This window comes from Kitasatospora sp. NPDC001547 (assembly GCF_042894165.1).
Classification (GTDB): Bacteria; Actinomycetota; Actinomycetes; order Streptomycetales; family Streptomycetaceae; genus Kitasatospora.
Genome location: NZ_JBIAVL010000018.1, coordinates 34,820 through 58,231, shown reverse-complemented (window position 1 = coordinate 58,231; position 23,412 = coordinate 34,820). Strand labels below are relative to the sequence as shown.

At 74.3% G+C, this 23,412-nt stretch carries 17 protein-coding genes; 12 read left to right on the top strand and 5 right to left on the bottom strand.

Annotated elements, in window-relative coordinates; translation table 11 throughout:
• The first annotated feature begins 137 nt into the window (after positions 1 to 137).
• From ACFY0X_RS27975 to ACFY0X_RS27925, 11 genes are all read left to right on the top strand, one after another.
• On the top strand, positions 138 to 2,747 hold the full coding sequence (locus tag ACFY0X_RS27975; protein WP_387758605.1) for a lantibiotic dehydratase: 2,610 nt from the start codon (positions 138 to 140) through the stop codon (positions 2,745 to 2,747).
• A 48-nt stretch (positions 2,748 to 2,795) separates the two neighbouring features.
• Positions 2,796 to 4,145 carry a B12-binding domain-containing radical SAM protein gene (locus ACFY0X_RS27970; RefSeq protein WP_387758603.1) on the top strand — a complete coding sequence of 450 codons (1,350 nt, stop codon included), beginning with the start codon at positions 2,796 to 2,798 and terminating at the stop codon, positions 4,143 to 4,145.
• Between the two features lies 1 nt (position 4,146).
• On the top strand, positions 4,147 to 5,241 hold the full coding sequence (locus ACFY0X_RS27965; protein WP_387758601.1) for an arginase family protein: 1,095 nt from the start codon (positions 4,147 to 4,149) through the stop codon (positions 5,239 to 5,241).
• Complete coding sequence (locus tag ACFY0X_RS27960; protein ID WP_387758600.1) at positions 5,238 to 6,290, top strand: hypothetical protein; 1,053 nt, start codon at positions 5,238 to 5,240, stop codon at positions 6,288 to 6,290. Before ACFY0X_RS27965 ends, ACFY0X_RS27960 begins: the two co-directional genes overlap by 4 nt.
• Positions 6,290 to 7,324: a PHP domain-containing protein gene (locus ACFY0X_RS27955; protein WP_387758599.1), complete on the top strand. Its 1,035-nt coding sequence runs from the start codon at positions 6,290 to 6,292 to the stop codon at positions 7,322 to 7,324. Before ACFY0X_RS27960 ends, ACFY0X_RS27955 begins: the two co-directional genes overlap by 1 nt.
• Before the next feature lie 4 nt (positions 7,325 to 7,328).
• Positions 7,329 to 9,941: a lantibiotic dehydratase gene (locus tag ACFY0X_RS27950; protein ID WP_387758597.1), complete on the top strand. Its 2,613-nt coding sequence runs from the start codon at positions 7,329 to 7,331 to the stop codon at positions 9,939 to 9,941.
• Entirely contained in the window at positions 9,938 to 11,197 is a 1,260-nt protein-coding gene (locus ACFY0X_RS27945) for an MFS transporter (protein ID WP_387758595.1), read from the top strand. The genes ACFY0X_RS27950 and ACFY0X_RS27945 overlap by 4 nt, the downstream gene beginning before the upstream one ends.
• Complete coding sequence (locus ACFY0X_RS27940; RefSeq protein ID WP_387758592.1) at positions 11,194 to 12,096, top strand: phosphotransferase family protein; 903 nt, start codon at positions 11,194 to 11,196, stop codon at positions 12,094 to 12,096. Before ACFY0X_RS27945 ends, ACFY0X_RS27940 begins: the two co-directional genes overlap by 4 nt.
• A gap of 250 nt (positions 12,097 to 12,346) precedes the next feature.
• Positions 12,347 to 13,606 carry an acyltransferase family protein gene (locus ACFY0X_RS27935; protein WP_387758590.1) on the top strand — a complete coding sequence of 420 codons (1,260 nt, stop codon included), beginning with the start codon at positions 12,347 to 12,349 and terminating at the stop codon, positions 13,604 to 13,606.
• Positions 13,607 to 13,802: 196 nt separating this feature from the next.
• Positions 13,803 to 14,729, top strand: coding sequence for an NADP-dependent oxidoreductase (locus ACFY0X_RS27930; protein ID WP_387758589.1), 927 nt, complete (start codon positions 13,803 to 13,805; stop codon positions 14,727 to 14,729).
• A 68-nt stretch (positions 14,730 to 14,797) separates the two neighbouring features.
• A complete protein-coding gene (locus ACFY0X_RS27925) occupies positions 14,798 to 15,085 on the top strand; it encodes a putative quinol monooxygenase (protein ID WP_387758587.1) in 288 nt (95 codons plus the stop codon).
• 398 nt (positions 15,086 to 15,483) lie between these two features.
• Here ACFY0X_RS27925 and ACFY0X_RS27920 read toward each other — a convergent pair whose 3' ends face one another.
• Together ACFY0X_RS27920 and ACFY0X_RS27915 are read right to left on the bottom strand one after the other, a co-directional pair.
• Positions 15,484 to 17,040, bottom strand: a complete 1,557-nt coding sequence (locus ACFY0X_RS27920; RefSeq protein WP_387758585.1) for an alpha-L-arabinofuranosidase B — start codon at positions 17,038 to 17,040, stop codon at positions 15,484 to 15,486.
• A gap of 327 nt (positions 17,041 to 17,367) precedes the next feature.
• Entirely contained in the window at positions 17,368 to 17,937 is a 570-nt protein-coding gene (locus tag ACFY0X_RS27915; protein WP_387758583.1) for a pyridoxamine 5'-phosphate oxidase family protein, read from the bottom strand.
• A gap of 467 nt (positions 17,938 to 18,404) precedes the next feature.
• On the opposite strand from ACFY0X_RS27915, the gene ACFY0X_RS27910 reads away from it, so the two are divergent.
• Positions 18,405 to 20,120, top strand: coding sequence for a GAF domain-containing protein (locus ACFY0X_RS27910; protein WP_387758582.1), 1,716 nt, complete (start codon positions 18,405 to 18,407; stop codon positions 20,118 to 20,120).
• 85 nt (positions 20,121 to 20,205) lie between these two features.
• Here the strand turns inward: ACFY0X_RS27910 and ACFY0X_RS27905 are convergent, their stop codons facing one another.
• The 3 genes from ACFY0X_RS27905 to ACFY0X_RS27895 all read right to left on the bottom strand — a co-directional run bounded on the left by ACFY0X_RS27905 (position 20,206) and on the right by ACFY0X_RS27895 (position 23,363).
• The gene (locus ACFY0X_RS27905; RefSeq protein ID WP_387758580.1) at positions 20,206 to 20,565 is read right to left on the bottom strand and encodes a pyridoxamine 5'-phosphate oxidase family protein; all 360 of its coding nucleotides are present in this window, start codon (positions 20,563 to 20,565) and stop codon (positions 20,206 to 20,208) included.
• Positions 20,566 to 20,697: 132 nt separating this feature from the next.
• Positions 20,698 to 21,999 (bottom strand): hypothetical protein, encoded by a 1,302-nt coding sequence (locus ACFY0X_RS27900; protein ID WP_387758578.1) that lies wholly within the window; start codon positions 21,997 to 21,999, stop codon positions 20,698 to 20,700.
• Positions 21,996 to 23,363, bottom strand: a complete 1,368-nt coding sequence (locus tag ACFY0X_RS27895) for an enoyl-CoA hydratase/isomerase family protein (protein WP_387758576.1) — start codon at positions 23,361 to 23,363, stop codon at positions 21,996 to 21,998. The genes ACFY0X_RS27900 and ACFY0X_RS27895 overlap by 4 nt, the downstream gene beginning before the upstream one ends.
• Between the last annotated feature and the right edge of the window lie 49 nt (positions 23,364 to 23,412).

The window sequence follows — 23,412 nt, the reverse complement described above, 5'->3', positions numbered from 1 at the left end:
CCACCTCGGATTTCGGTTGGCCGCCGGTCAATCTTGGCCGGAAATCGGCGTGGTGACCGCATCGTTATTGAAAGCCCCCTCGACACGTTGTTATGGTCACGAACTGTCGTGATCAAGTCACACAGCTGGGGGCGATCTTGAACGAGACGACGCGGCGCCTGGACGACACGCGGCCTCCCGAGGAAGCCGCCCCGGGAGCCGGCCGCACCCCGGGAGCCGACGCGGACGGCGGCACCGGCTGGTCGCTCGCCCCGGTCGCGATGCTCCGCCACGCGGGCTACCCGCTCTCCCTGCTGGACCGCGTCGTCGCCCCCTCGACCACCCGCGCCGCCGACACCGCGCTCACCCTGCGGGACGAAGCCGCCGAGCTGGGACGCCGGTTGAAGGCGGCGCTGCGCGCGGAGCGGGCCGGCACCCGGGGCGACCTCGCCTCCGGCGTCGGCATGCTCCGCCCCTTCCCGCCCGCCGACCTCGCCCGGCTCGAAGCCGAACTCGGCCCGGCCGCCCTGGACCTCGCCAAGCGCTACCAGGACGCGGCGCAGGCCCTGGACGCCCACTGGACGACCTTCGAGCAGGAGCACGCCGCCGACCTCGCCCACGCCCGCCGCACCGTGGTGGACCTGTTCCGCGAACCCTCCCTCCAGCAGGTCCTGCTGCTGTCCAACGACGCCCGTTTCGAGGAGTTCACCGCCTGGATCGCCTCCGGCGGCGAGGGGTCGGACGGGCACGTCCGGCGGATGACCGACCTGCTCGCCATGTACCTCCAGCGGGTCACCACCAAGAACGAGACCCACTCGCACTTCGGCCCGCTCGCGGTCGCCCGGACGGCGCCGGAGGGCACCGCCGCCGGCGTCAGCTGGTCCACCGGCCCGCTGCGCCGGATCGCCCTGCTCAGCCACTGGGCGGGCGAGGCGCTGGCCGAGGTGTTCAGCGCCCGGCCGGAGACCTTCGAGACGGTGCGCCCCCGCCGGCGGCCGCTCGCCTTCGCCGAGGGCCCCGTGGTCCGGCTGTACGCCTTCGAGACCACCACCGGCATGCCGGACGGCTGGCGCTTCGTCGCGGTGAAGTCCGACACCTTCGACGCCGATCGCTCCTGGCTCTGGGAGCACTGCGACGGAGAGCGCACGGTGGCGCAGCTGCGCGCCGGCTGGGCCCGGCGCCCGGACCGCCCCGCCGACCGGAGCTTCGACCGGGTGCTGGCCGAACTCGTCGACCAGGACTGGCTGATCGGGCGCTGGGAGATCCCGATCGGGTCCACCGACGTGCTGCGCTCACTGGCCGGCCACCTCGCCGACGACTCCCCCGACCGCGCCGTGGTGCGCCGCTTCGAGGACGGGCTGCGCCGCTTCGCCGAGGGCCCGACGGCCGAGCGCGCGGCCCTGCTCGGCGAGCTCAAGGCGACCTTCGAGGAGGTCACCGGCGCCGCCGCCAACCGCTCCGAGGGCCGCCACTACGCGGACCGCGCCATCCTCTACGAGGAGGCGTACAGCCCGGTCCGGGACGTCGTCCTGGGCCCGGACGTCGCCGGGCTGATCGGCCGCGAGCTGTCCGCGGTCTACGACCTGACGCTGCTCGTCCCCCGGCTGCGCGTGCGCCGCGAACTGGCGATCCTGCACCGCTGGACGGCGCGGCGCTTCGGCCTCGGCACACCCGTACCGCTGCCAGACTTCTACGCCGCCTTCTTCGCCGACAAGCCGCGGCTGGCCGGGGAGTGCGAGGAGGTGGACCGGGAGATCGCGGCGCTCGACCGGGAGGTCGTCGACCTGCTGCTGGACGGCGCCGAGGACGGCCGGCACGAGAGCGTCGTCGACCGGGCCCGACTGGAGGAGCTGCTCGCCCGCCACCCGGACACCCCGCCCGCGCTGTGCAACCCGGACGTCATGCTCGCCGCGCCGGACGCCGCCGCGATCGCCCGCGGGGACTTCCTCGCCGTCGTCGGCGACTGCCACGCGGTGCGCGAGGCGCTCACCCACTCCAGCTTCGCCCCGATGCTCCAGGCCGAGGCGCCGGAGCTGCTCGACGAGATCCACGCCCGCTACCGGGGACTGCTCGACGAGGACGAGGTGCTGGTCGACCTCTCCCGCTCGCACCCCGACAAGACCGGCGCCCAACTCACGTACCCCTGCCCGGACCTGGAGGTGTACGGGCTCTCCCCGAAGGCCCGCGGCGACGTCCTCCAGCCCGGCGGCCTGTACCTGGTGGCCACCCCCGAGCGGGTGGAACTGCGCGCCCACGGCGTCGAGGGCCGGCTGAAGCTGCTCGCCCCGCTGGCCGGCGGCCCCAGCATCCGCCAGGACCCGCTCTCCCCGTTCGCCTTCCCCCGGCACTTCGGCGGCGTCGGCGTCCGTGACCGGGACCGCGACCACGTGCCCCGGATCCGCTGCGGCCGGATCGTGCTGCACCGGGAGCGCTGGCGCGTCCCCGCCGAGGCCCTGCGCGGCTGGAGCCCCGGCGTCCACCGGTCCAAGGGCGACGCCGCCGAGTTCGCCGCCGCCCGCCGGCTGTGCCGCGAACTCGGCCTGCCGCGCCGCGGCTTCCTGAAGATCCCCGGCGAGCCGAAACCGGTCTACGTCGACTGGGACTCGCCCCTCATCGTCCGGCAGGTCTTCCGGCTCGCCCGGAGGACGGCCGCTCCCCTGGAGTTCAGCGAAATGCTCCCCGCCCCGGAGCACCTCTGGCTCGACATCGACGGAGAACGTCACACCAGCGAGCTGCGCTGTGCGGTCTTCTCGCGCCGTCCCCACTGAGTGCTCCACGTCGAGGACCCCACGCCCTCACCGACCGAAGGCACGGCCATGACCAAGAGCTGCATCGTCCAGTTGCCCTTCCCCTCCAGCCACGACCCCGACCCCAACCTGTCGCGCTACTACGACGACTACGACCGGCGCTTCCGGGCCTTGCTGCCCGAGTACTTCATCCCGACCGACGGCCTGTGGGAGATGCCGCTGTGGGTCGCCCACCTGACCGCCCTGCTGAACACCGCGGGCCTGGACTCCGTCTTCCGCGACCTGTCCCGGACCCCGGCCGAGCCGGAGGACTGCGCCGAGCCGCTGCTCGACGCGACCGCCCCCGGTGACCTGGTCCTGATGTCCCCGCTCGCCCAGAACCTCCGCCTCGCGCTGGAGGTGGCCAAGCGGCTGGAGCACGCCGGGCGGCGCGTCGTCCTCGGCGGGAACATGGCCCCGCTCGCCCCGGACGGCGCCGTGCACGCCGTGCACCGCGGCCAGCTCGACGCGACCTTCGTGCGCCGGCTGGTCGAACTCGCCTCCGGGTCCGGCGGCAGCCTGGAGAAGCCCCTGCTGCCCGGCCTGGTGTCCGACCGGATCACCTGGGCGCCGGACTACCGCCACCTCGGCGGCTACCAGGGCCGGGTGCCGCTGCTGCGGCTCAACGCCAGCCACGGCTGCCTGTACCAGTGCTCGTTCTGCGGCGACGCCTGGAGCAAGCAGCTCACCCTGGTCGCCAAGGACGCGCTCGCCCAGGAGGTGGACGAGCTGACCAGCCGGTTCCCGGACACCCGGCTCTTCTACATCGGGGACAAGACCTTCGGCCAGTCCCGCGAGGCCGTCGCCAACCTGCTGGACGTCTTCCGGGACCGCCCCGGCTACCGCTTCATCGTGCAGACCCACGTGATGCAGGTGAAGGAGTGGATCGTCGAGGCCATGCTCGAACTCGGCGTCGTCGCCGTGGAGCTCGGCTTCGAGTCCGCCGACTCGCAGATGCTGAAGCGGCTCAACAAGCTCTCCCGCGGCCTGGACGACTACACTTCGAAGATCCGTCAACTCAGCGACGCCGGGCTGAAGATCGTCCTCAACATGATGGGCGGCCTGGACGAGGAGACGGAGGCCGCGCACGGCCAGACCGTCAGCTGGATGCGGGAGAACGAATCGGCGCTGTGGCTCTTCAACCTCTACAACTTCGTCCCGTACCCGCTCACCCCGGACTTCCCCCGGCTGCGCGAGCGCATCTTCAACTGGGACTTCGCCGACTGGCGGGAGGACGCCCCGGTCGTCTACCGGCCCCGGCACCTGTCCCCGGAGGACAGCTGGGAGCTGTTCCAGGAGAAGATCGCCGCCGCGCACGCCATCATCCGCGACCCGCTGCCCGCCGCCGCACCCGTCGCACCCGCCGTGCAGGAGAGCTGACATGACCGAGCTGCCCGACTTCGAAGCGCTCCAGAACAGCGTCAAGCCCGAGGACTTCGAGCAGGACCCGCTGCCGGGCTGGGCCGGCGTCGGCACCCTCTTCGGCGCCCCCACCACCACCGCCGACCAGGTCGACGTCGGCGAGCGGGGCTGGGTGGTGTCCGGCGTGCCCTTCGACGCCACCGCCAGCTCCCGCCCCGGCGCCGCGGAGGGGCCGCGGGCGATCCGCCAGGCCAGCCTGGTCTTCTCCAGCTACCTCACCAGCCTCGGCCAGTGGCGGATGCTGGACACCCGCACCGGGCAGACCTTCCGCTACCACGCGCCCCGCGTCGCGGACGCCGGCGACCTGCACATCTACCCGACGGACACGGTGAAGACCTTCCAGGCCGTCGCCGCCGAGAGCCGCCGGCTCAGCCGCAACGCCCCGAACCTGGTCTTCCTCAACGGCGACCACTCGTGCACCTTCCCCACCTTCGCCGGCTTCCGCGCCGGACGGCTCGACCGCGGCGCCGGCCGGGTGGGGTTCGTCAACATCGACCACCACTTCGACTTCGGCAACTGGAGCACCCTGCACGGGCCGCTCTACCACGGCTCCAACTCCCGCCGGATCAGCGAGATCCCGCAGATGCGCCCGGAGGACATCGCCTTCGTCGGCGTGGGGGACGTGACCAAGTACGACCAGTTCCGCGGCCTGATCGACAGCGGCTTCCACGTCGTGCCCGGCTCCCAGATCACCCGGGACGGCGCCGCCGCGGCCCTGCGCCCGGTGATCGAGGAGCTCGGCTCGCGCTGCGACACCGTCTACGTCTCCCTCGACATCGACGTGCTCGACAGCGCCGCGGCGACCGGCACCGGGCATGTCACCATGGGCGGCATCGGCATCGGCGACCTCCTCGACGTCTACGAGGAGCTGCGGGCGCTGCCCGTCGGCGCCGTCGACATCGCCGAGATCGCGCCCCGCTACGACCCGTCGGGCGGCACCGCGCAGATCGCCGCCCGGCTGCTCTTCGAGTTCCTGTTCCGCACCGAGGGAGCCCCGGCCGAACTCGCGCCCTGGGCCCCCGGCCCCACCTCCGCACCCCTGGAGCACCGGTGAGATTCACGCCCCACGAAGCGCAGTTCGACTGTTCCCGGCTGGTCTCCGGGGCCCCCGCCGAGCGCGAGCAGGCGCTGGACGCCCTCGCCGCCGAGGCCGTCGAGGTCATCCACCGGGTCGGCTACGCGGTCTTCCGGATCGGCCGGCTCCGGCTCGGGATCGAGGACAGCCGCCGGCTGTCCACCGGCATCGTCGAGCGCGTGCGCACCGCGCTGATCGCCCGCGGCGCCCCCGCGCGGATGCGGCTGGAGGTCGACCGGGCGCAGCGGACCTACGTGCCCGAGGGCTACACCACCCGGACCCTGCTGCCCCACCACGACGGCCAGCACTGCTCGTACCTGACGCCCAGCCTCCAGGACGCCCCCGACTGGGACCCGGCCCGGCGCACCTACGGCGACTCCGGGTACACCACCACCCCCGCGCACAAGATGTACCAGGGCATCTTCCTGCCCGAGGTCGGCGAGGGGCTGAGCGTCACCACGTACTACGACTGGCTCGGCGTGATCGACGACGTGCTGGAGCGGCGCGGCATCGACCGCGGGGACGACCCGGCGGCCACCGCAGCCCGCTGGCTCGGCGACAACCTGAGCCGCGGCCTGGCGCGCCAGTCGGAGCACGGCTGCGCCTACCCCTCGGTGGGCGCCATGCTCGGGCTGGAGGAGCCGTTCTGGCACGGCCTGTCCTTCCACCACAGCGAGGCGGTGCTGACCAAGGAGGAGCGGCGGCGCTACCCCGCCGCGGTGCTGCTGGCCCAGGGCTGCGCCTGCGGCGAGTGCCGGGGCGAGGCGGCCCGGCTCTTCTGCCACCAGCTGCTGACGGCCACCGGCCTGACCTGGGCGGCGTTCCGCCGGCGCTGGGAGGTGCTCGCCCCGGGCGAGCACTGCGACCTGCTGCTCGGCCACAACCTGACCATGCTGCACGGCGGCCTGGCCGGCGGCGCGGGGCGGATCATCGAGCCGCTCTGCCTGGTCGTCGACGACCCGTCCGGTCCCGAGTACGAGCGCTGGCTGGCCGCCTCCTGGCGGCGCACCCTGCCCGGAGCCGGCTGATGCGGGGGGCGCCCGCCACCCTGGCCACCCCGGTCGACCTGCACCTGCACACCCGGCACTCGGACGGGGACGAGGCCCCGGCCGAGCTGGCCCGGCGGTGCGTGGAGGCCGGGCTGCGGGTCGCCGCCGTGACGGACCACAACACCGTCGCGGGCGTCGCCGCCTTCGAGCGGGCCGCCGGCGGGCGCCTCACCGTGGTACCGGCCTGCGAGATCACCACCAGCTGGCGCGGCGAGGAGACCCACTGCCTCGCCTACTTCGTCGACCCCGGCGACGAACCGTTCCGGCAGCGGATCGGGCGCGTCCACGACGCCGAACTGGCCTGGTGGCGCACCTGGACCGACCGGGCGCAGTCCCTCGGCGTGCCGCTCGACCGGGCGGACGTCGAACGCCGCATCGGCGGCGACCGGGTGGCCTACGTCAACGACTACCTGGCCCTGCTGCTGGAGGCGGCGCGGGACGACCCCCGGTTCGCCCCGTACGCCGACGGCGACGACCGGTTCGCCCGGTTCATCGCCGACTGGTGCCGGCCCGGTCGGCCGCTGCACGTCGAACACCCGGTCAACCCCGACCTGGTGGACGTGCTGTCCTGGATCGGGCAGGCGGGCGGGGTCGCCGTCCTCGCCCACCCCGGCCCGCACACCGCCGGGCTGGCCGCCCCGGAGTGCGCGGCGCTGCTGGAGCCGCTGCGCGCGGCCGGGCTGGCCGGGCTGGAGGTGTGGACCAGCTGGCACACCCCGGCGGACAGCGCCCGGCTCGCCGAGGCGGCCGAGCGGCTCGGCCTGGTCGCCACCGCCGGGTCCGACTACCACGGGGTGCGGGTCAAGCCGTGGGCGCCGCGCCCCGGCCTGCTGCCCGCGCTGCCCGCCGAGCCGCTGGCCGTCCTGGACGCCCTGCACGACCGGCGCCCGGTCGGCGGCACCGCTGTCCGGGCCGGCACCGCCACTGTTCCCGGCACCGCCTCCGTTCCCCGCGCCGCCACGACCGACGCCCCCCGTCCGCACGAGTCCCCGTCCGCACGAGTCCCCAGGTGAGGCTGTGACCACCGTCAACGACCCCCAGACCAGCACCGAGCCCGGTGCGCGCGTCGCCTGGCAGCTCGCGCCGGTCGTCGTGCTCCGCCAGGCCGGCTTCCCGATGGAACTGCTCGCGCCGCTGGCCGACCCGGCCGCCGCCGAGGAGGCCCGCGACCTGGTCGACCAGGGCCTGCGGCTGAAGGCCCTGGCCGACGAGTTCAAGGCCGCCCTGCGCCGGCACCCGGTGCCCGGCGCGGCCAGGCTGTCCTCCCCCGCCGGCTTCCTGCTGCCCGTCCCCGAGGCCGAACTCGCCGCCGCGGCCGCCGCGGTACCCGACGCGGCGGCCGCCACGCTGCACGCCTACCAGGACGCCGCCCGGCGGTTCGCCGAGGAGCAGACCGCGTTCGCCGCCCGGCACCAGGACCGCCTCGACCGGGCCGGGGCCGCCGTGGTCGAGGCCTTCGGCGACGAGCGCCTGCGGCAGGTCCTGCTGCTCTCCAACGACTCCGCCTACCCCACCTTCGCCGCCTGGCTCGACGCCCACGACGGCAAGGCCGGCCGGCGCACCCGCAAGATGACCGACCTGCTCACCATGTACCTCCAGCGGGTCACCACCAAGAACGAGACCCACTCGCACTTCGGCCCCTACACCCCCGGCCGGGTCGGCACCGCCCCCGGCATCACCTGGTCCGGCGAACGGGAGCTGGAACGGCGGGCGCTGTTCAGCCACTGGGCCGCCGAGAAGCTCGCCCAGAGCGCCGCCGCCGTCCCCGGCCTGCTCGACCACGCCCGGCCCCGGCGCCGCCCGCTGTCCTTCCTGCGCGACGGCCGGATCGACCTGTACGCCTTCACCACCCGCGACGGCCTGGACACCGACTGGGACTTCCAGCACCTCGGCGGCCGCCCGGTGGAACCGTACGAGGCCTGGCTGTGGGAGCACTGCGACGGCGAACGCACCCTGCGCGAGCTACGGCGGGCCTGGCAGGACGAACTGCGCTGCCCCGTCCCCTTCGACAAGGTGCTCGGCGAACTCGCCGACCTCGACTGGCTGGTCGTCGAGTTCGAGATCCCGATCGGCGACCACCGGCCGCTGGCCGCCCTGCGCGAGCAACTGCTCGACGCCCCGGCCGACTCGGCCGCCCCGCTGCTCACCGCGATCGACGGCTTCGAGGCCGACCTGGCCCGCTTCGCCCGGCTGCCGCTGCCCGAGCGCGCGGCCGCGCTCGCCGAGTCCAAGGCCCGCTTCGAGGAGCTGACCGGGGGCCCCGCCAACCGCAACAGCGGCCTGCACTACGCCGACCGCAGCATCCTCTTCGAGGAGGCCCGGGGCCGGCCGGCCGACCTGACCGTCGGCCCGGACCTCGCCCGCTTCATCACGGACGAGCTGTCCATCGTCTACGAGACCGTGCTGGCCGGCCCCCGCCTGCGGATGCGGCGCGAACTGGTCATCCTCACCCGGTGGGTGGCCGAGCGGTTCGGCCCCGGGGTGGAGATCCCGCTGGACGTCCTCTACGCCGAGTTCTTCCGCGACCGGGACGCCATCGCCCGGGAGTGCCTCGCCGTGGAGGCCGAACTCGCCGAACTGGACCGGGCGATCGGCGCCGCCCTGCTCGGCGAGGCCGCGACGGACCCGGACCGCTCCGAGGTCGTGGTGGACCGGGAGCGGATGGCGGCCGTCCTCGCCGCCCAGCCGAGCAGCCCGCCCGCGGTCTGCGACCCGGACATCCTGTTCGCCGCCCGCAGCCGGGAGGACCTGGCCGAGGGCCGGTTCACCGCCGTCATCGGCGACTGCCACGCGGTGCGGGAGGTCATCACCCACACCAGCTTCGGCCCGCTGATCCAGGAGCACACCCCCGAACTGCTCTCCGAGGTGTACCGCGGCTACCGGTCGCTGCTCGCCGACGACGAGGTGCTCGCCAACCTGTCCCGCGGCCACCCCGACAAGTCCTCCACCCAGCTCGTCTACCCCTGCCACGACCTGGAGGTCTACGGCCGCTCCGCGCAGTCCCGCGACCGGGTGCTGCAGCCCTCCCAGCTGTACCTGGTGCTGCGCGACGGCCGACTGGAGCTGCGCGCCCACGGCGTCGAGGGCCGGCTGCGCCTGATGGCGCCCCCGGCCGGCGGCCCGAGCATCCGGCAGGACCCGCTCTCCCCGTTCGCCTTCCCCCGCCACTTCGGCGGCGCCGGGCTGGACGCCCCCGACCTGGCGCACATCCCCCGCATCCGCTGCGGCCGCGTCGTGCTGCAGCGCGAGACCTGGCGCATCCCCGCCGCCCGGCTGCGCGACACCACGGCCCTCGGCCGGCAGAAGGGCCGCGACGACGCCGCCCAGTTCGTCGCCGCCTGCCGGCTGCGCGCCGAGCACCGGCTGCCCCGGCACGTCTTCGTGAAGGTCCCCGGCGAGCCGAAGCCGGTCTACGTCGACTGGGAGTCCCCCCTGCTGGTGCGCCAGCTGGGCCGGCTGGCCGCCAAGGCCGAGGGCACCCTGGAGATCTCCGAGATGCTGCCCGCCCCCGACCAGCGCTGGCTGGAGGTGGACGGCCACCGGTACACCAGCGAGCTGCGCTGCGCCGTCTTCTCGGCGGGGCGGCCCGACCCGGCGGAGCGGCCCGACCCGGCGGAGCCGCGCGGGTGAGCACCGACACCACCGTCCGCCCCGGCTCCGGCTACCACCGGGTCATCGGCGCCGCGGCCTCCTCCGCGGTCGGCGACGGCATGCGCTTCGCCGCACTGCCGCTGCTGTCCACCGCGGTGCTGCACGACGCCTTCCAGGTCTCCGCGGTCACCGCCGCGACCACGGTGCCCTGGCTGCTGTTCGGCCTGCCCGCCGGGGCGTACGCCGACCGCTTCGAGCGGCGCCTGCTGATGGTCCTCGCCGACCTGCTGCGCGCCGCGGTGCTGATCCTCGCCGTCGTGCTGCTCGCCGCCGGCTGGCTGACCTTCTGGCCGCTGCTCACCGCCGCGTTCCTGCTGGGCGTCGGCGAGGTGCTGTTCGACTGCGCGTCCTTCGCCCTGCTGCCCGGCGTCGTCCCCAAGGAGCGGCTGGAGTCGGCGAACGGCCGGCTCTTCGCGGTCCAGACGGTCGGCCGCGACCTGCTCGGGCAGGTGGTCGGCGGCGTGCTGTTCACGGTCGGCCGGGCGGTCCCGCTGCTGATCGACGCGGTCTCCTTCCTGCTCTCCGCGGCGCTGCTGCGCGGGGTGCGCGGCTCCCGGCCCGAGCCCCGGCCCACGGCCGACCGGCCCCGCCTGCTCGCCGACATCCGCGAGGGCGTCGTGCTCGTCCTGCGCGACCCCCTGCTGCGCGCCCTGACCGTCTCCGCCGGCGTGATCAACGCCGTCTACCTGGGCCAGATCGCCGTCTTCGTCATCCTGGTGCGCGACGTGCTGGAGCTCCCGGACGCCGCGTACGGGGCCCTGCTGGCCGCCGGGGCGGTCGGCGGCGTGGTCGGCAGCACGGTCGCGAGCCGGCTGACCACGGCGGTCGGCCGGGTCCCCGCGCTGGTCGGCAACCTGGCCCTGATGGGCGTCGCCGGGCTGGCGGTGGCCGCCACCGACCGGGTCGCCGTGGTCACCGTCGCCTACTGCGTCACCGGCTTCGCCCTGATGGTGTGGAACGTCGTCGCCGTCTCGCTGCGCCAGACGATCATCCCGGACCGGATGCTCGGCCGGGCCACCGGCGTCTACCGGCTGTTCGCCTGGGGCACGATGCCCCTCGGCGCGCTGGTCTTCGGCCGGGTGAGCGCCTCGGCCGGGCCGCGCGCCGCGTTCGCCCTCGGCGGCGTGGTCACCCTGCTGACCTGCCTGCCGATCGCGTACACCCTGCTGCGGGACGGCAGGATGACCGACAGCAGCGTGACCGACCGTCGCAAGACCCCCGAGGATGCAGCATGAGTGAGCGTTTCGCCGTACTGGACCGGCTGGCCGAGCAGTGGGGCCTGAGCGGTCTGGAACTCGTCGGCAAGGGCCTGGAGTTCACCGTCTTCCGGGCGCAGGGGCGGGACGGCGGACCGGTCGCCCTCCGGCTCGCGCACCGGCGCTTCGACTCCAACGCCAACGACCCGCACGTGGACACCCGCGCCCTGCTCGTCCAGGAGTACGCCGTCGCCCGGCACCTGGCCGAGCACGGCCTGCCGGTCGCCCGGGCCCGGGAGCTGGTCCTCGCCGACGATCCGAACTCCCCCGACGTGCTGCTCTCCGACTACGTCCCGGACGACGGCTCCCCGCTCGACTCCCACGCCCTCGGCCGGCTCCTCGCCCGGCTGCACCGGGTACCCCCGCCGCGGCTGCACCCCGTCGCCGCCGAGGGCGGCACCACCGCCGACGCCCTCATCGGCCGGATAGGCCGCCGCTGGGCCGAACTCGCCCGCCTCGTCGACGACTGGCCGGAGCCCCCGGCCGCCGGCCTGCTCGCCCGGCACCTCTCCTCCCTCACCGAGGACAGCCTGCTCCACCTGGACGTCCGCAGCTCCAACATCCGCCGCCACCAGGGCCGCACCACCGCCCTCCTGGACTGGTCCAACGCCCTCCTCGGCACCCCCGCCCTGGAGTTCGGCCGGCTGGCCGAGTACGCCCGCTACCCGGAGAACGACCTCGACCCGGCCGCCCTCCGCGCCGGCTACGCCACCGTCGCCCCCGCCCCCGCCGAGGACGACCCCTGCCTCCTCGCCTGCCGCCTGGACGCCGCCCTGATGCTCGCCCTGGTCTTCCTCTCCGAGGCCCCCGACCCCACCCGCGGCCCCGCTGCCGCCACCCACGCCCGCACCCTCGCCCAGCGCCTCACCGCCCGGTAACCGCCACCCGCCCACGCGGAACGCCCGGCCGGGAAACCCCGGCCGGGCGTTCTGCGTTCAGGGATCTCCATGACGCCATCCGCAACCTCGACGGCGGCCGGGGGCGGAAGTTCGCGGACCTCATCGTCGCCCTCACCGACCCGGGCGACATCACCCAGGTGTCGAATGCGGGCAAAAGGGTCACCGCGACGCGGTTCTGTCATGTGCAGGGGCCTGCAAGCGGCTTACAACGGGTGCGTTATCTTCAGCCGTGAGCATTTTCCCCCGGCAACGACCAGGTTCCCCGGGCCGCCGCAAGGCCGGCCGGAGCGGCCGCCTCGCCGTCCTGGACGGCCTGCGCATCCTGGCCGCACTGATGGTGGTCTTCCACCACTACATCGGCTACGGCGGCGGCACCAAACCCGAGATCAGCGCCTGGGGCAAGCCGGTCGAGCAGGTGTTCCACCGCGCCTCCGCGCCCGCCGCGTACCTGTGGACCGGCATCTGCCTGTTCTTCGTGATCAGCGGATTCGTGATCTGCATGAGCAGCTGGGGCCGTCCGGTGGGCGACTTCGTCCGCTCCCGGGTCATCCGGCTCTACCCCGCATACTGGTTCGCCGTCCTGCTCACCACCGCCGTCGTGACGATGTGGCCGCTGGTGCGCCAGCCGCTGCCCTCCGAGCAGGTCCTCGCCAACCTGACGATGTTCCACGTGGGCCTGGGGATCCCGAACGTCGACGCCGTCTACTGGACGCTCTGGGCCGAGCTGCGCTTCTACCTGCTCTTCGCCATCGTCGTGTGGCAGGGCGTGACCTACCGGCGGATCGTCGCCTTCTGCTCGATCTGGACGGTCGCCGGCATCGTCTCGGCCAGCACCAAGTGGCCGGTCCTGGAGTTCTTCGCGATGTCGGACGTCTCCTCGTTCTTCGTCGCCGGCCTCGCCCTCTACCTGGTCCACCGGTACGGTCCCAACCTGATGCTCTTCGGCATCGTCGGGATCAGCTGGATCCTCTCGGTGCTCTACACGATCCAGCACCAGCACGACGTGAACACCGTCCTGGGCCGGCCCGAGCTGCCGACCTGGCCCGCCGTGCTGCTGACCACCCTCTCCTACCTGGTGATCACCGGCGTGGCGCTGGGCTGGGGATCCCGGATCCAGTGGCGCTGGCTCACCTTCGCCGGCGCCCTCACCTACCCGCTGTACCTGCTCCACGAGACCATGGGCTGGACCGCGCTGCGCGCCCTCTACGACCACGGCACCAAGCCCTGGACGGCGGTCGCCCTCGTCACGTTCGCCATGCTGGTCGCGTCCTGGCTCGTCCACCGGATCATCGAGAAGCCCCTGACCCCCCGCCTCAAGACCGGCATGACCAGGAGCATCGACCAACTCCGCGCCGCCGAACCGCTCCCCCCACAGCCCGCCCCGGCCGCGACCCCCGCCCCCGGCATCCTGGAAGCCGTCACCACCCCCTGGACCACGGCCTTCACCCCGAAGGACGCCCACCCCCCGTACACCGCCGACCGCCACTGACCCACCCCGCCCCGACAGGGACCGGCGCCACTCGGCACCGGTCCCTGTTCCGTACCCGCCCCCGGTCGCCGCTCAGGACGACCGCCGGGGACGCCGGACGATTACTTGACACCCTCAACCATTCAGCCTTACCGTCGACATTACTTGAGCACATGAACCATCCAGTGACTCAATACTTGTCGCAGGGAGCAGTACCATGAAGGCCATCACCTACCGCGGCTACGGCGGACCCGACGTCCTGGAGTACGGCGAGGTGCCCGAGCCCAAGCTCGGCCCGGACTCCGTTCTGGTCCGGGTGGCCGCGGCCTCGGTCAACCCGGTGGACTGGAAGATCCAGGCCGGTTACCTCGACGGCGCGCTGGACGTCTTCTTCCCCGTGATCCCCGGCTGGGACGTCGCCGGTGTGGTGGAGCAGGTCGGCCCCGGGGTCACCGAGTTCGCCCCGGGCGACGAGGTGATCGGCTACGTCCGCGAGGACGTAGTGCGCCGCGGCACGTTCGCCGAGTACGTCGCCGCCCCCGTGCGCACCCTGGCCCGCAAGCCGGCGAACCTCGACTTCGCCCAGGCCGCCGGCCTGCCGCTGGCCGGCCTCACCGCCTACCAGGCACTGACCCGCGCACTGGAGCTCAAGCCGGGCGAGACCGTGCTGGTCCACGCGGCCGCCGGCGGTGTCGGCTCGCTCGCCGTCCAGATCGCCGTCGCCCTGGGCGCCCGGGTGATCGGCACGGCCGGCGAGCGCAACCACGACTACCTGCGCACCCTCGGCGCCGAGCCGGTGGCCTACGGCGACGGCCTGGCCGACCGCGTCCGCGCGCTCGCCCCGAACGGCGTCGACGCCGTGCTCGACCTGGTCGGCGGTGAAGCCCTCCGGATCTCGCCGGCCCTGCTCGCCGACGGCGGCCGCCTCGCCTCCGTCGCCGACGGCGCCGTCCTCGCCCTCGGCGGCCAGTACGTCTTCGTCCGCCCCGACGTCGCCGACCTCACCGCCCTGACCGACCTCGCCGAGAGCGGCCGGCTCACCGTCGAGGTCGCGGCGACGTTCCCCCTGGAGCGGGCGGCCGACGCCCAGCGCCTCAACGCCGGCGGACACACCCGCGGCAAGATCGTCGTCACCGTCCCCTGATCCCCCTCGCCCCCCGGCGGCCCGGCCACCAGGGCCGGGCCGCCCCACACCACCCGGAAGGACCCGCCGTGTCCCTCGTCGTGATCAGCGACTGGCTCGCCGACACCGGCGCCGAGCAACGCGTCGCCGACCTGCTCCCCGCCGTCACGCAGGCCGCGCTGGCCGAGCCCGGCGTACTCTCCTTCCGGGTGGTCCGCTCCCTGCGCGACCGGTCCGCCTTCGTCGTCTTCGCCGAGTACGAGGACGAGCAGGCGCTGGCCGCCCACCGCGAGAGCGCCGCGTACCAGCAGCTGGTCCTCAGCCGCATCACCCCCCACCTCATCGACCGCCAGGCCGAGGCCTACGCCGTCGTGTGACGGAAGCGCGCACCGGCGGGAGGGGCGTGCGCACCGGGAGCGGCCGGGCGCGCGATGCCTCCGGCTCGCCGAGGAGGCCCCTTCCGGCGCACGACGGCCTTCCGCCGCCCGGCGGCAACCGGCGGGCAACCGGCGGGCAACCGGGGCAAGGGCCGACACCCCTGCGCCGGCGGGACATGCCGCCGGCGGATCGGGAGCGCCCTCGGCGCGGCCGTGTCCGGTGCGGGGGCCCACCCGCTGCCCGGCGCTCTCCACCGCGAGGAGCCCCAGCCGACGTGCGGCTGGGGCTCCTCGCGCCGGCCGTCAGGTGACGCGGGGCTCACCGGGCGGGCTGCCCGGCGTTCTCCCCTCAGCGGTCGCCCGGCGCAGCGCGGTCGCCGGCGCCCCCGGTGGCCGGCTCAGCCCCAGGGCTGGGCGACCAGCCAGCTGGTGTCGGCGGCCCAACTGGCCCCGCTGTCCCAGCTGTTGGCGCCTCCGTTGCCGGCTATGTAGGCCGTGTACTCGTAGTGGCGCAGGTACTTCGCCGGGAAGTTGGCGGACCGGAAGGACGTGCCGACCCCGCTGTTGCCCCTGGTGGGGCAGAAGGTGGCGTCCTGCGCGAAGGTGCCCGCGCCGTTGTCGAAGTCCAGGTAGAGCTCGTAGTCGTAGTGGTGCAGGAACCGCCCGGGCCTGTCGGCGGACTCGAAGGAGAGGCAGGAGCTGTCGGCCAGGCCGGCGCGGACGATCCAGGTGGCGCCGGCCTTGTCGGCGGCCGGGCTGGAGGAGGTGGTGCCGGAGATGACGACCTTGGAGTCGGTGTCGTTGTGGCGGAGGTAGTGGGAGGTGCAGCAGGGCGCGGTGGTGGCCCGCAGCGAGATCCGGGAGCCGGGGGTCAGCGTGCCGGTGCCGGTCGAGCCGCTGTCGTAGCCGGCGGCGGTGATGTTGGCCTGGACGGCGTTCTCGGTGGCGTCCGAGGGGTAGCCCTGGGTCATGACCCCCTCGTAGAAGGTTCCTTGGGCCCACTTGCTGTTGTCACCGCCGATGCCCAGGATGATCGCGCCCTCCTTGTGCATCGGGTCGTAGCCGGTGGCGCTGGGGCGCACCCCGCTGTAGAAGGTGGACAGGCCGCCCGACCGGGCGTCGCCGCCGCGCAGCGCCCAACGGTTCGGGGCGCCCTTGAGCATGGCGGTGAGGAACCGGTTGTCGACACTGGGGTCGTTGGCGTTGAATCCGCGGTTGACCCCGGAGAACAGGCCGTTCTCCAGGTCGGCCATGACCCAGGGGCCGTTGCCGCTGCCCGAGCCCCAGCTCTTGTTGTCGCCGAAGTAGAGGGCTTCCATGTGGCCGTTGCCGGTGTCCAGGTTGTTGGTCTCGGCGTTGCCGTAGTCGAAGCAGCAGCCGCCGTTGAAGTGCGTGCCGTCGAAGATCGCGTACATGCCCTCGGGCTGGTCGCCGGTGGCGATGCCGTTGGTCCTGTTGTTCCGGTAGCCGGTCCCGGGGGCGACGTAGACGCCGTACGCCCGGTGGCCGGCGACGGTGACCGGCGCCTCGAAGGCGTTGGCGAGGTTGTCCGGCCCGCCGGCCGCGCCGCCGCCGGGCGCCTGGGTGAGGTGGTTGCCCTTGCCGGACTGGTCGTAGATGACGGTGATGACGCAGCCGGTGCCGGCGCAGAAGGAGTCCTGCGCGGCGGCGTCGGCGTAGCCGCCGGCGCTCAGCAGGCCGATGTCCCTGGTCGCGCCGTCGGAGGCGCGCCTGACCTGGTACAGCGGGCCGCCGTACGCCCCGTAGAGGGCCCGGGTGGTGCTGTGCGCGGCGACGCACGGGGTGCTGCCCGCGGCGTAGATGTCGCACGGCCCCTGGGTGGCGGCCTGCGAGGTGGTGGCCGTGCCGGCGAGCAGACCGGCGGCGAGCACCGCGGTCGTCCCGACCGCCGTCAGTGCCCGCCGGGCGCGGCTCCGCCACGATCGCGTGGTCATGAACGAACTCCTTCGTGGGGTGGGGGAAGGAAGAAGGCGTCCAATTGTTAGCGCTAACAATCTATGGCCGGTGAAAGTGCGCGCAGGATGGCGAGGACACCCCCGCCGTGCAGCGCCGATCCTCACTATGGCCAGCCGCTGAGGCACCGTCAAGGCGTCTGACTGTTAACGCTCACTGGAAGTTCTCACAGCGGACCCGTCCCCCGGCCCGCCCTGGGCGGGTGCGGACCGCCCGGTCCACCGCGGCGGTCCGACGCGGTAACTCCGGCAGGTACGAGCACACTTGCGCACGCGCGGGGCGGGGGCGTCGGGGCGGGGGCGTCGGGGCTACCGTCGGCGCCCCGGCAGCTCGACACCGGGGCCGGGCGGCCCCGCCGGCGGCGCCGCCCCGCCGGAGGCGCGCTCGGTCAGCCGGAAGCCGGTGACGAGTTCGGGCTGGATGCGCACGGTGTAGTCCATCGGGGCGTCCATCCACGGCCGCAGGACCTGCTGGTAGTGGCGCAGCCGGTCGGGCTCGGTGACGAGCCGGGCGTAGCCGGTGACGACGACGCTCCAGCCGAGGCGGGTGTCGGGGTCGATGGCGTCGGCTTCGTAGGCCACCACGACGCCCGGCGCGTCGGTGCCCGCGGTGACGGTGGTCAGGGCCGCGCCCTCGTGGGTGCGGATGATGATCGCGCCGTCCGCGACGATGTGGTTGACCGGGCGGATGGCCGGCAGCGCGCTCTCGGTGAAGACGACCCTGCCGAGCGGGACGCCGGCCAGCAGATCGAGGCACTCGCCCCGCTCCAGCGGGACCATCTGCCGGGCGGCGGGCGCCGGCTGGGTCCACCGGGCGGCGGTCGGCGGCTGGTTCTGCCGGCGGGCGGTGCCGCCCCGGCCGGCGGCTTCGTCGCTCATGAGGCGCCTTCGACGGTCGTGCGGCCCGGCCCGGCCGCCTCCAGCACCTCGACGAGCGCGTCCGGCCCCCGGACCGCGGCCGCGATCCGGGTCCGAGCATCGGCCGGCCTCCTGTACGGGACCCGCCCGTCCGCCTGAGCCGTGATCCCCTCGCCCACTTCCAAGGTCCTCCTACCGGCGCCGACCGGCCCCGCAGTCCACGTGCACCGATCACCCTCCTGCCGCCGGGATCGTGCCGCAAGGGCCGAACGGCCCCATCGGCGGGCGGGGTTGCGGGGCGGCGGTGTCAACGGTGCGGTGGCCGGTCCGGCCAGCCGGCCGGATCGATCCGGGGCACCGGGTTGGCCGGTCCCCGCCCGCCCCCGTCTGCCCCCGCCTCCCCCGGCCTGACCCCCGCCCGCCCCCGGCCGCTACTGTGAACCCGAGGGCCCTGCTGAGACGGGTCAGGCACGTCGAGGAGGTCACCCGTGGGCGCGGACGAAGCCGCATCGCCACTGCCGCAGCTGCGCCTGGACGAGCTGCTGGACGAGCTCCAGGCCCGCATCGACGCCGTGCGCGGCACCCGCGACCGGGTCCACAGCCTCCTCGAGGCGGTGCTCTCGGTCGGCCGCGAACTCGACCTCACCCAGGTGCTGCGGCGGATCGTCGAGGCGGCGGCGGTCCTGGCCGACGCCCGGTACGCGGCGCTCGGCGTGATCGGGGCGGACGGGGAGACGCTGTCCCAGTTCCACACGGTCGGGCTGTCGCAGGAGGAGATCGCGGCGATCGGCCCGTACCCGACGGGCAAGGGCATCCTCGGCGAGCTGATCCACCGTCCGGAGCCGCTGCGGCTGGTCGACCTCTCCGCGCACGCCGCCTCGCACGGCTTCCCGGCGAACCACCCCGTGATGCGCACCTTCCTCGGCGTGCCCGTGCGGGTGCGCGAGCAGGTGTTCGGCAACCTCTACCTCACCGAGAAGCGCGGCGGCGCCCAGTTCGACACCGACGACGAGACGGTGATCTCCACCCTGGCGGTGGCCGCGGGCGTGGCCATCGACAACGCCCGGCTGTACGAGGAGTCCCAGCGCCGACAGCGCTGGCTGCACGCCAGCGCCGAGATCACCCGGGGCCTGCTGTCCGGCAGCCCGCGCGGGGAGGTGCTGGAGCTGATCGCCCAGCGCGCCCGGGAGATCACCGGCGCCGAGCTCGCCGACGTGTCCGTACCGCTGCCCGGGTCGGACCGGCTGACGGTCGAACTCGCCCTCGGCGCGGACGCCGCCGGAAGGCGCGGGCTGACCGTCCCGGCCGAGGGCACCCTGTCCGGCGCGGCGTACGCCGGCGGGGCGCCGGCCACCAGTGCCGACCTCGACGCGGACCTCCGGTTCGCCGCCGGGCCGCGACGCTTCGAGGGCTTGGGCCCGGCGGTCGCGGTCCCGCTCGGCGTCGCCACCGGTGAGGTCCAGGGGGTGCTGCTGCTGGCCCGGCCGTCCGGGCAGCCCGAGTTCTCCACGGAGGAGATCGGGCCGCTGCTCGGTTTCGCCGACCAGGCGGCGCTGGCCCTGGAGCTGGCCGCGCGCCGCGACGACGCCGAGCAGCTGGCCCTGCTGGAGGACCGCGACCGCATCGCGCGCGATCTGCACGACCTCGCGATCCAGCGGCTGTTCGCCACCGGGATGACCCTGCAGAGCGCCGCCCGCTTCATCGAGCACCCGGGAGCGGCGGACCGGGTGGTGCGCGCGGTGGGCGACCTGGACGAGACCATCAAGATCATCAGGTCGACGATCTTCGGCCTGCGGGCCCGTGACCGGGACGCCGGCCACAGCCTGCGCGCCCAGGCCGCCCTGGTCGTCGGCGAAGCGCAGGAGGCGCTCGGCTTCGCACCCCAGCTCAGCATGGAGGGGCTGCTCGACACCGACGTGTCCGCCGAGTTGGCCGAGCAGGTGATGGCCGTGCTCCGGGAGGCGCTGAGCAACGCCGCGCGGCATTCCCGCGCCGACCGGGTGGAGGTCGCCCTGCGCGCCACCGGGACGGACGTCGTCCTCACGGTGGCCGACAACGGCGTCGGCATCCCCGCCGACGGCCGCCGCAGCGGGCTGAACAACCTCGCCGAACGGGCGGCCAAGGTCGGCGGCACGTTCGAACTGCGGACGCCGGACGGCCACGGCACCCGGCTGGTGTGGAAGGCACCGCTGGCGCAGCCGTAGGACGCCGGCGGCCGGTCGCCGCCGGGACGGTCAGCCCTCGGCCGGCCGCCGCCGGATCGTCACTCCTCGGACGGCCGCCGGTCCGTCACTCCTCGGCCCGGGCTGCCGGTGCCAGCCGTCGGCCCGTCACCAGCTCCGCCCGCAGGCGCACGGTGCCGGCTCCCGGCGTCGCGCTGGCGTGTCCGAGCACGGTGACGCTCCAGCCGCCGCCGTCCGTCTCGCTGACGTCGCCCGCCTCGAAGGCCACCACGGCCCGGTCCAGGGCCCGTCCGAGCCCGACCGTGACCGGCACCCGCAACAGCAGGGACCCGTCGTCCTGGAGACGGAAGCGGACCGGGAGCACGGCGGGCAGCGCGCCGACCGTGTACACCAGACGCCCCACCTGCCGTCCTGCCAGCAGCGCCAGCCACTGCCGCTCGCCGACCGCCTCACGTTCGAGTTCCATGCCCCCGATCCTCACCCCGCGGCCGCGGCCGGGCGAGGGCCGGACGTCCCTCGCCGCCGTCCGGCAGGCCCTCCTCGCACCCGTCCGGCAGGCCCTCCTCGCGCCCCTCCGTCCGGCAGGGCCGGTGCAGGGTCAGTGCAGGGCGAGCGCCGAGCGGAGCCGCTGTTCGACGTCTCGGAGCCGTGGTGCGTCCCGGGCGATCGCCAGGTAGGACCACGCCCCGCTGACGTCGGGGTCGTTCATCAGGACGACGCGGTGTCCGGTGGCCGGGTCGTGGGCGAGGCCGGTGCGGGTGAGCCGGTCGACGCCCTCGGCGAGGCCGTGCGGGCTCCGCGGGGTGGGGCGGCCGGTGTCGTAGAGCCAGGCGAAGCCGTCGGAGGGGCCCGGCTCCCGGGCGGTGAGGCGTTGGACGAGGGCGTGGGGGGTGGTGGTGCCGGTGCGGCGGACGTTGCTCTCCGTACCGTAGATCCGCCCGTCGGGGGTGAGTCGGGCGTCCAGGGAGAACGGGCCGCGGTATCCGCTGTCCCGCAGGTGCCGGCCCAACCGGCGTGCCATGCCGGCGAGTTCGCTCCGGACGGCGGTGGGGGCCTGGAGGCCGCACTGGTAGCCGTGCGAGGCGTAGCCGCCGGGCGTCATCCGCATCTGCCCGTCGAACAGGACGGCGGTGCCGTCGGCGTGCACCTCGGCCTGCACGCTGACGTCCCGGGCCGGGGCGATGCTCTCCTCGACGATCCAGCTGCCGGGGGGCAGGTCCGGTCGGGCCAGGTGCTGTTCCAGCGCCTCCCGCACCTCGCCCCACGCGCCCCGGCGCAGCCGGGTGATGCCGTACCCGTTGCCGGAACGGGCCGGTTTGACGAACACGTCACCGCGTTCCGACAGGGCGCGGACCGCGGCGTGGAGCTCCTGCCGGTCCGCGCAGACCGTGCCCTCGGGCACCGGGATGCCCAGTCCGGGGGCGGTCTCGCGGAAGCCGATCTTGGTGTTCAGCCGGTAGACCTCGGCCACGGTCCGCTCGTCCACGGGGCCGGGGCCGTAGAGGTGGAGCGGCAGGCCGAGCGCGGAGGCGAACCGTACGGTGGGGTGGTCGAGCGCGTACGGGAGCATCCGCAGTCCGGGGCGCCGGGCGGCGAGGGCCTTCAGCCCGGCGGTCAGGCCGCCGCGTTCGACGGCCTCCGCCAGCGGCACGGACTGCGCGTCGGGGACCGCGAGCGTGACGGTGTCCGACGGTGCCAGGCCCAGCACGTCGCACGCGTACGCCATGAGGGCGGGGGAGATCGGCGTCGGGGTGACCAGGATGTCGCCGCGCCGCAGGAGCCACACCTTGCGCACCGCCTGGCGGACGGCCTCCCGGGCGAGTCCGGGCGGGAGGCCGTCGGCGAGCGTGTCGGTGAAGCGGTTGGCGAAGACCAGCCACGGCGCGTCGCGGACGGTCACCGGGGCACCGCGCTCTGGGCCGGCCGGGGGCGTTCCATGAAGCGGGCGAGACGCTCGACCACGTCGGGGCTGTGCACGCGCAGGGCCTGGTGCAGCGCGTATTCGGCCATGTAGTCCTGGAAGGCGTGCGGGGGCTCCTCGGCCAGGTGGAGCAGGTGCCGGTTGGCGGGGACGGCGTGGTCGTCCAGGCGGGCCAGGGCGCGCTCGGCGGCCGCGTCGAGCCGGTCGGGTTCCACCACCTCGTCGAAGAACGTCCTGGCGGTGTCCTCGCCCGCGCGGATGCGGCGACCCCCGAGCAGGAGCTGCCGGGCCAGCCTGCTGTCGCCCCGGCCGCCCAGGCGCAGGTTCGCCCCGCCCGGGACGATGCCCTCCTGGGCGGCCGGAAGGCTGACGTAGCTGTCGGCGCCGGCCAGCACGTAGTCGAAGAGGAACAGCAGCTGGGCGCCGCCGCCGATGGCGAAGGAGTCGACGACCGCCAGCCAGGGCTTGGTCACCACCTCGCCCGGCCACGCCGCCTCGTTCGCCACCACCAGGCCGCGCATCAGCTTGTGCACGAATCCGAGCTCCCGGCGCAGGAAGAAGGAGAGGTAGGAGATCCGCCCGTGGTAGAGGTCCTTGAGGTTGATGCCGGAGCTGAACACCCGGCGCCCCGCGTACCTCGGATGGACCATCCGCCCACCGCGCAGGACGCCCACCCGCACGCCCTCGTCCAGCAGCACCTGGTCCACGGCGGTCTCCATCGCCGCGACGAAGCCGTTGTTGTCCGCGTTCAGCGACTGCGGCTGGTGCACCGTCAGGTATCCGGCGCCGTCGCGCCGCTCGACCGACACCGCACCGAGGTCGGCCCTGCCCTCGCACCGGAAGCCGGACAGCAGGTCCCGCGCCCTCGGCGTCGGCCGCAGCAACCGCTCCATCAGGCGGCTGCCGCCGGGGCGCGATCGCAGCAGCGCCTGGAAGAACACGCCCAGGGCGACGTCCAGGCCCTCCTTGTCCGCCAGTGCCAGGCGCTGTTCGGCGTCGAGCCGGTCACGGTCGGGCAGCAGACCGGGAAACGCCCCGCCGGCCGCGTCGGCCAGGCCCTCCAGCCCCGGCCGGTGCCCTCGCCCGCCGGCCGGGCCGGCCCCGTCGGCGAGCTCGGAGTGCACCCGCTCGGCGTGCAGCGCCAGGAACCGGGCACGCAGCCCGTCGCACGCCCGGCGGACCTGCCTGGCGTGCGCGCGGTGCTCGGGCGTCCGCCGTTCCGGTGACGGCAGCGAGTCGAGGTGCTCCTCGACGGCAGTGGCGTACCGCTCCACCGCGCGACGGTCTCGGTGGACGTCCTCCGTCAGGGCCGGGATCCGCTCACACCACTGCTCGGCGTCCATGACCATCCCATCGGTACGACTGCGGACAGCCCCTCCAGCAGACAACCAG

Coding starts and splice junctions, on each gene's coding strand:
- ACFY0X_RS27930 (WP_387758589.1), top strand. CDS start 13,803: ATGAAGGCCATCACCTACCGCGGCTACGGCGGACCCGACGTCCTGGAG.
- ACFY0X_RS27920 (WP_387758585.1), bottom strand. CDS start 17,040: ATGACCACGCGATCGTGGCGGAGCCGCGCCCGGCGGGCACTGACGGCG.
- ACFY0X_RS27940 (WP_387758592.1), top strand. CDS start 11,194: ATGAGTGAGCGTTTCGCCGTACTGGACCGGCTGGCCGAGCAGTGGGGC.
- ACFY0X_RS27895 (WP_387758576.1), bottom strand. CDS start 23,363: ATGGACGCCGAGCAGTGGTGTGAGCGGATCCCGGCCCTGACGGAGGAC.
- ACFY0X_RS27955 (WP_387758599.1), top strand. CDS start 6,290: ATGCGGGGGGCGCCCGCCACCCTGGCCACCCCGGTCGACCTGCACCTG.
- ACFY0X_RS27915 (WP_387758583.1), bottom strand. CDS start 17,937: ATGAGCGACGAAGCCGCCGGCCGGGGCGGCACCGCCCGCCGGCAGAAC.
- ACFY0X_RS27970 (WP_387758603.1), top strand. CDS start 2,796: ATGACCAAGAGCTGCATCGTCCAGTTGCCCTTCCCCTCCAGCCACGAC.
- ACFY0X_RS27905 (WP_387758580.1), bottom strand. CDS start 20,565: ATGGAACTCGAACGTGAGGCGGTCGGCGAGCGGCAGTGGCTGGCGCTG.
- ACFY0X_RS27965 (WP_387758601.1), top strand. CDS start 4,147: ATGACCGAGCTGCCCGACTTCGAAGCGCTCCAGAACAGCGTCAAGCCC.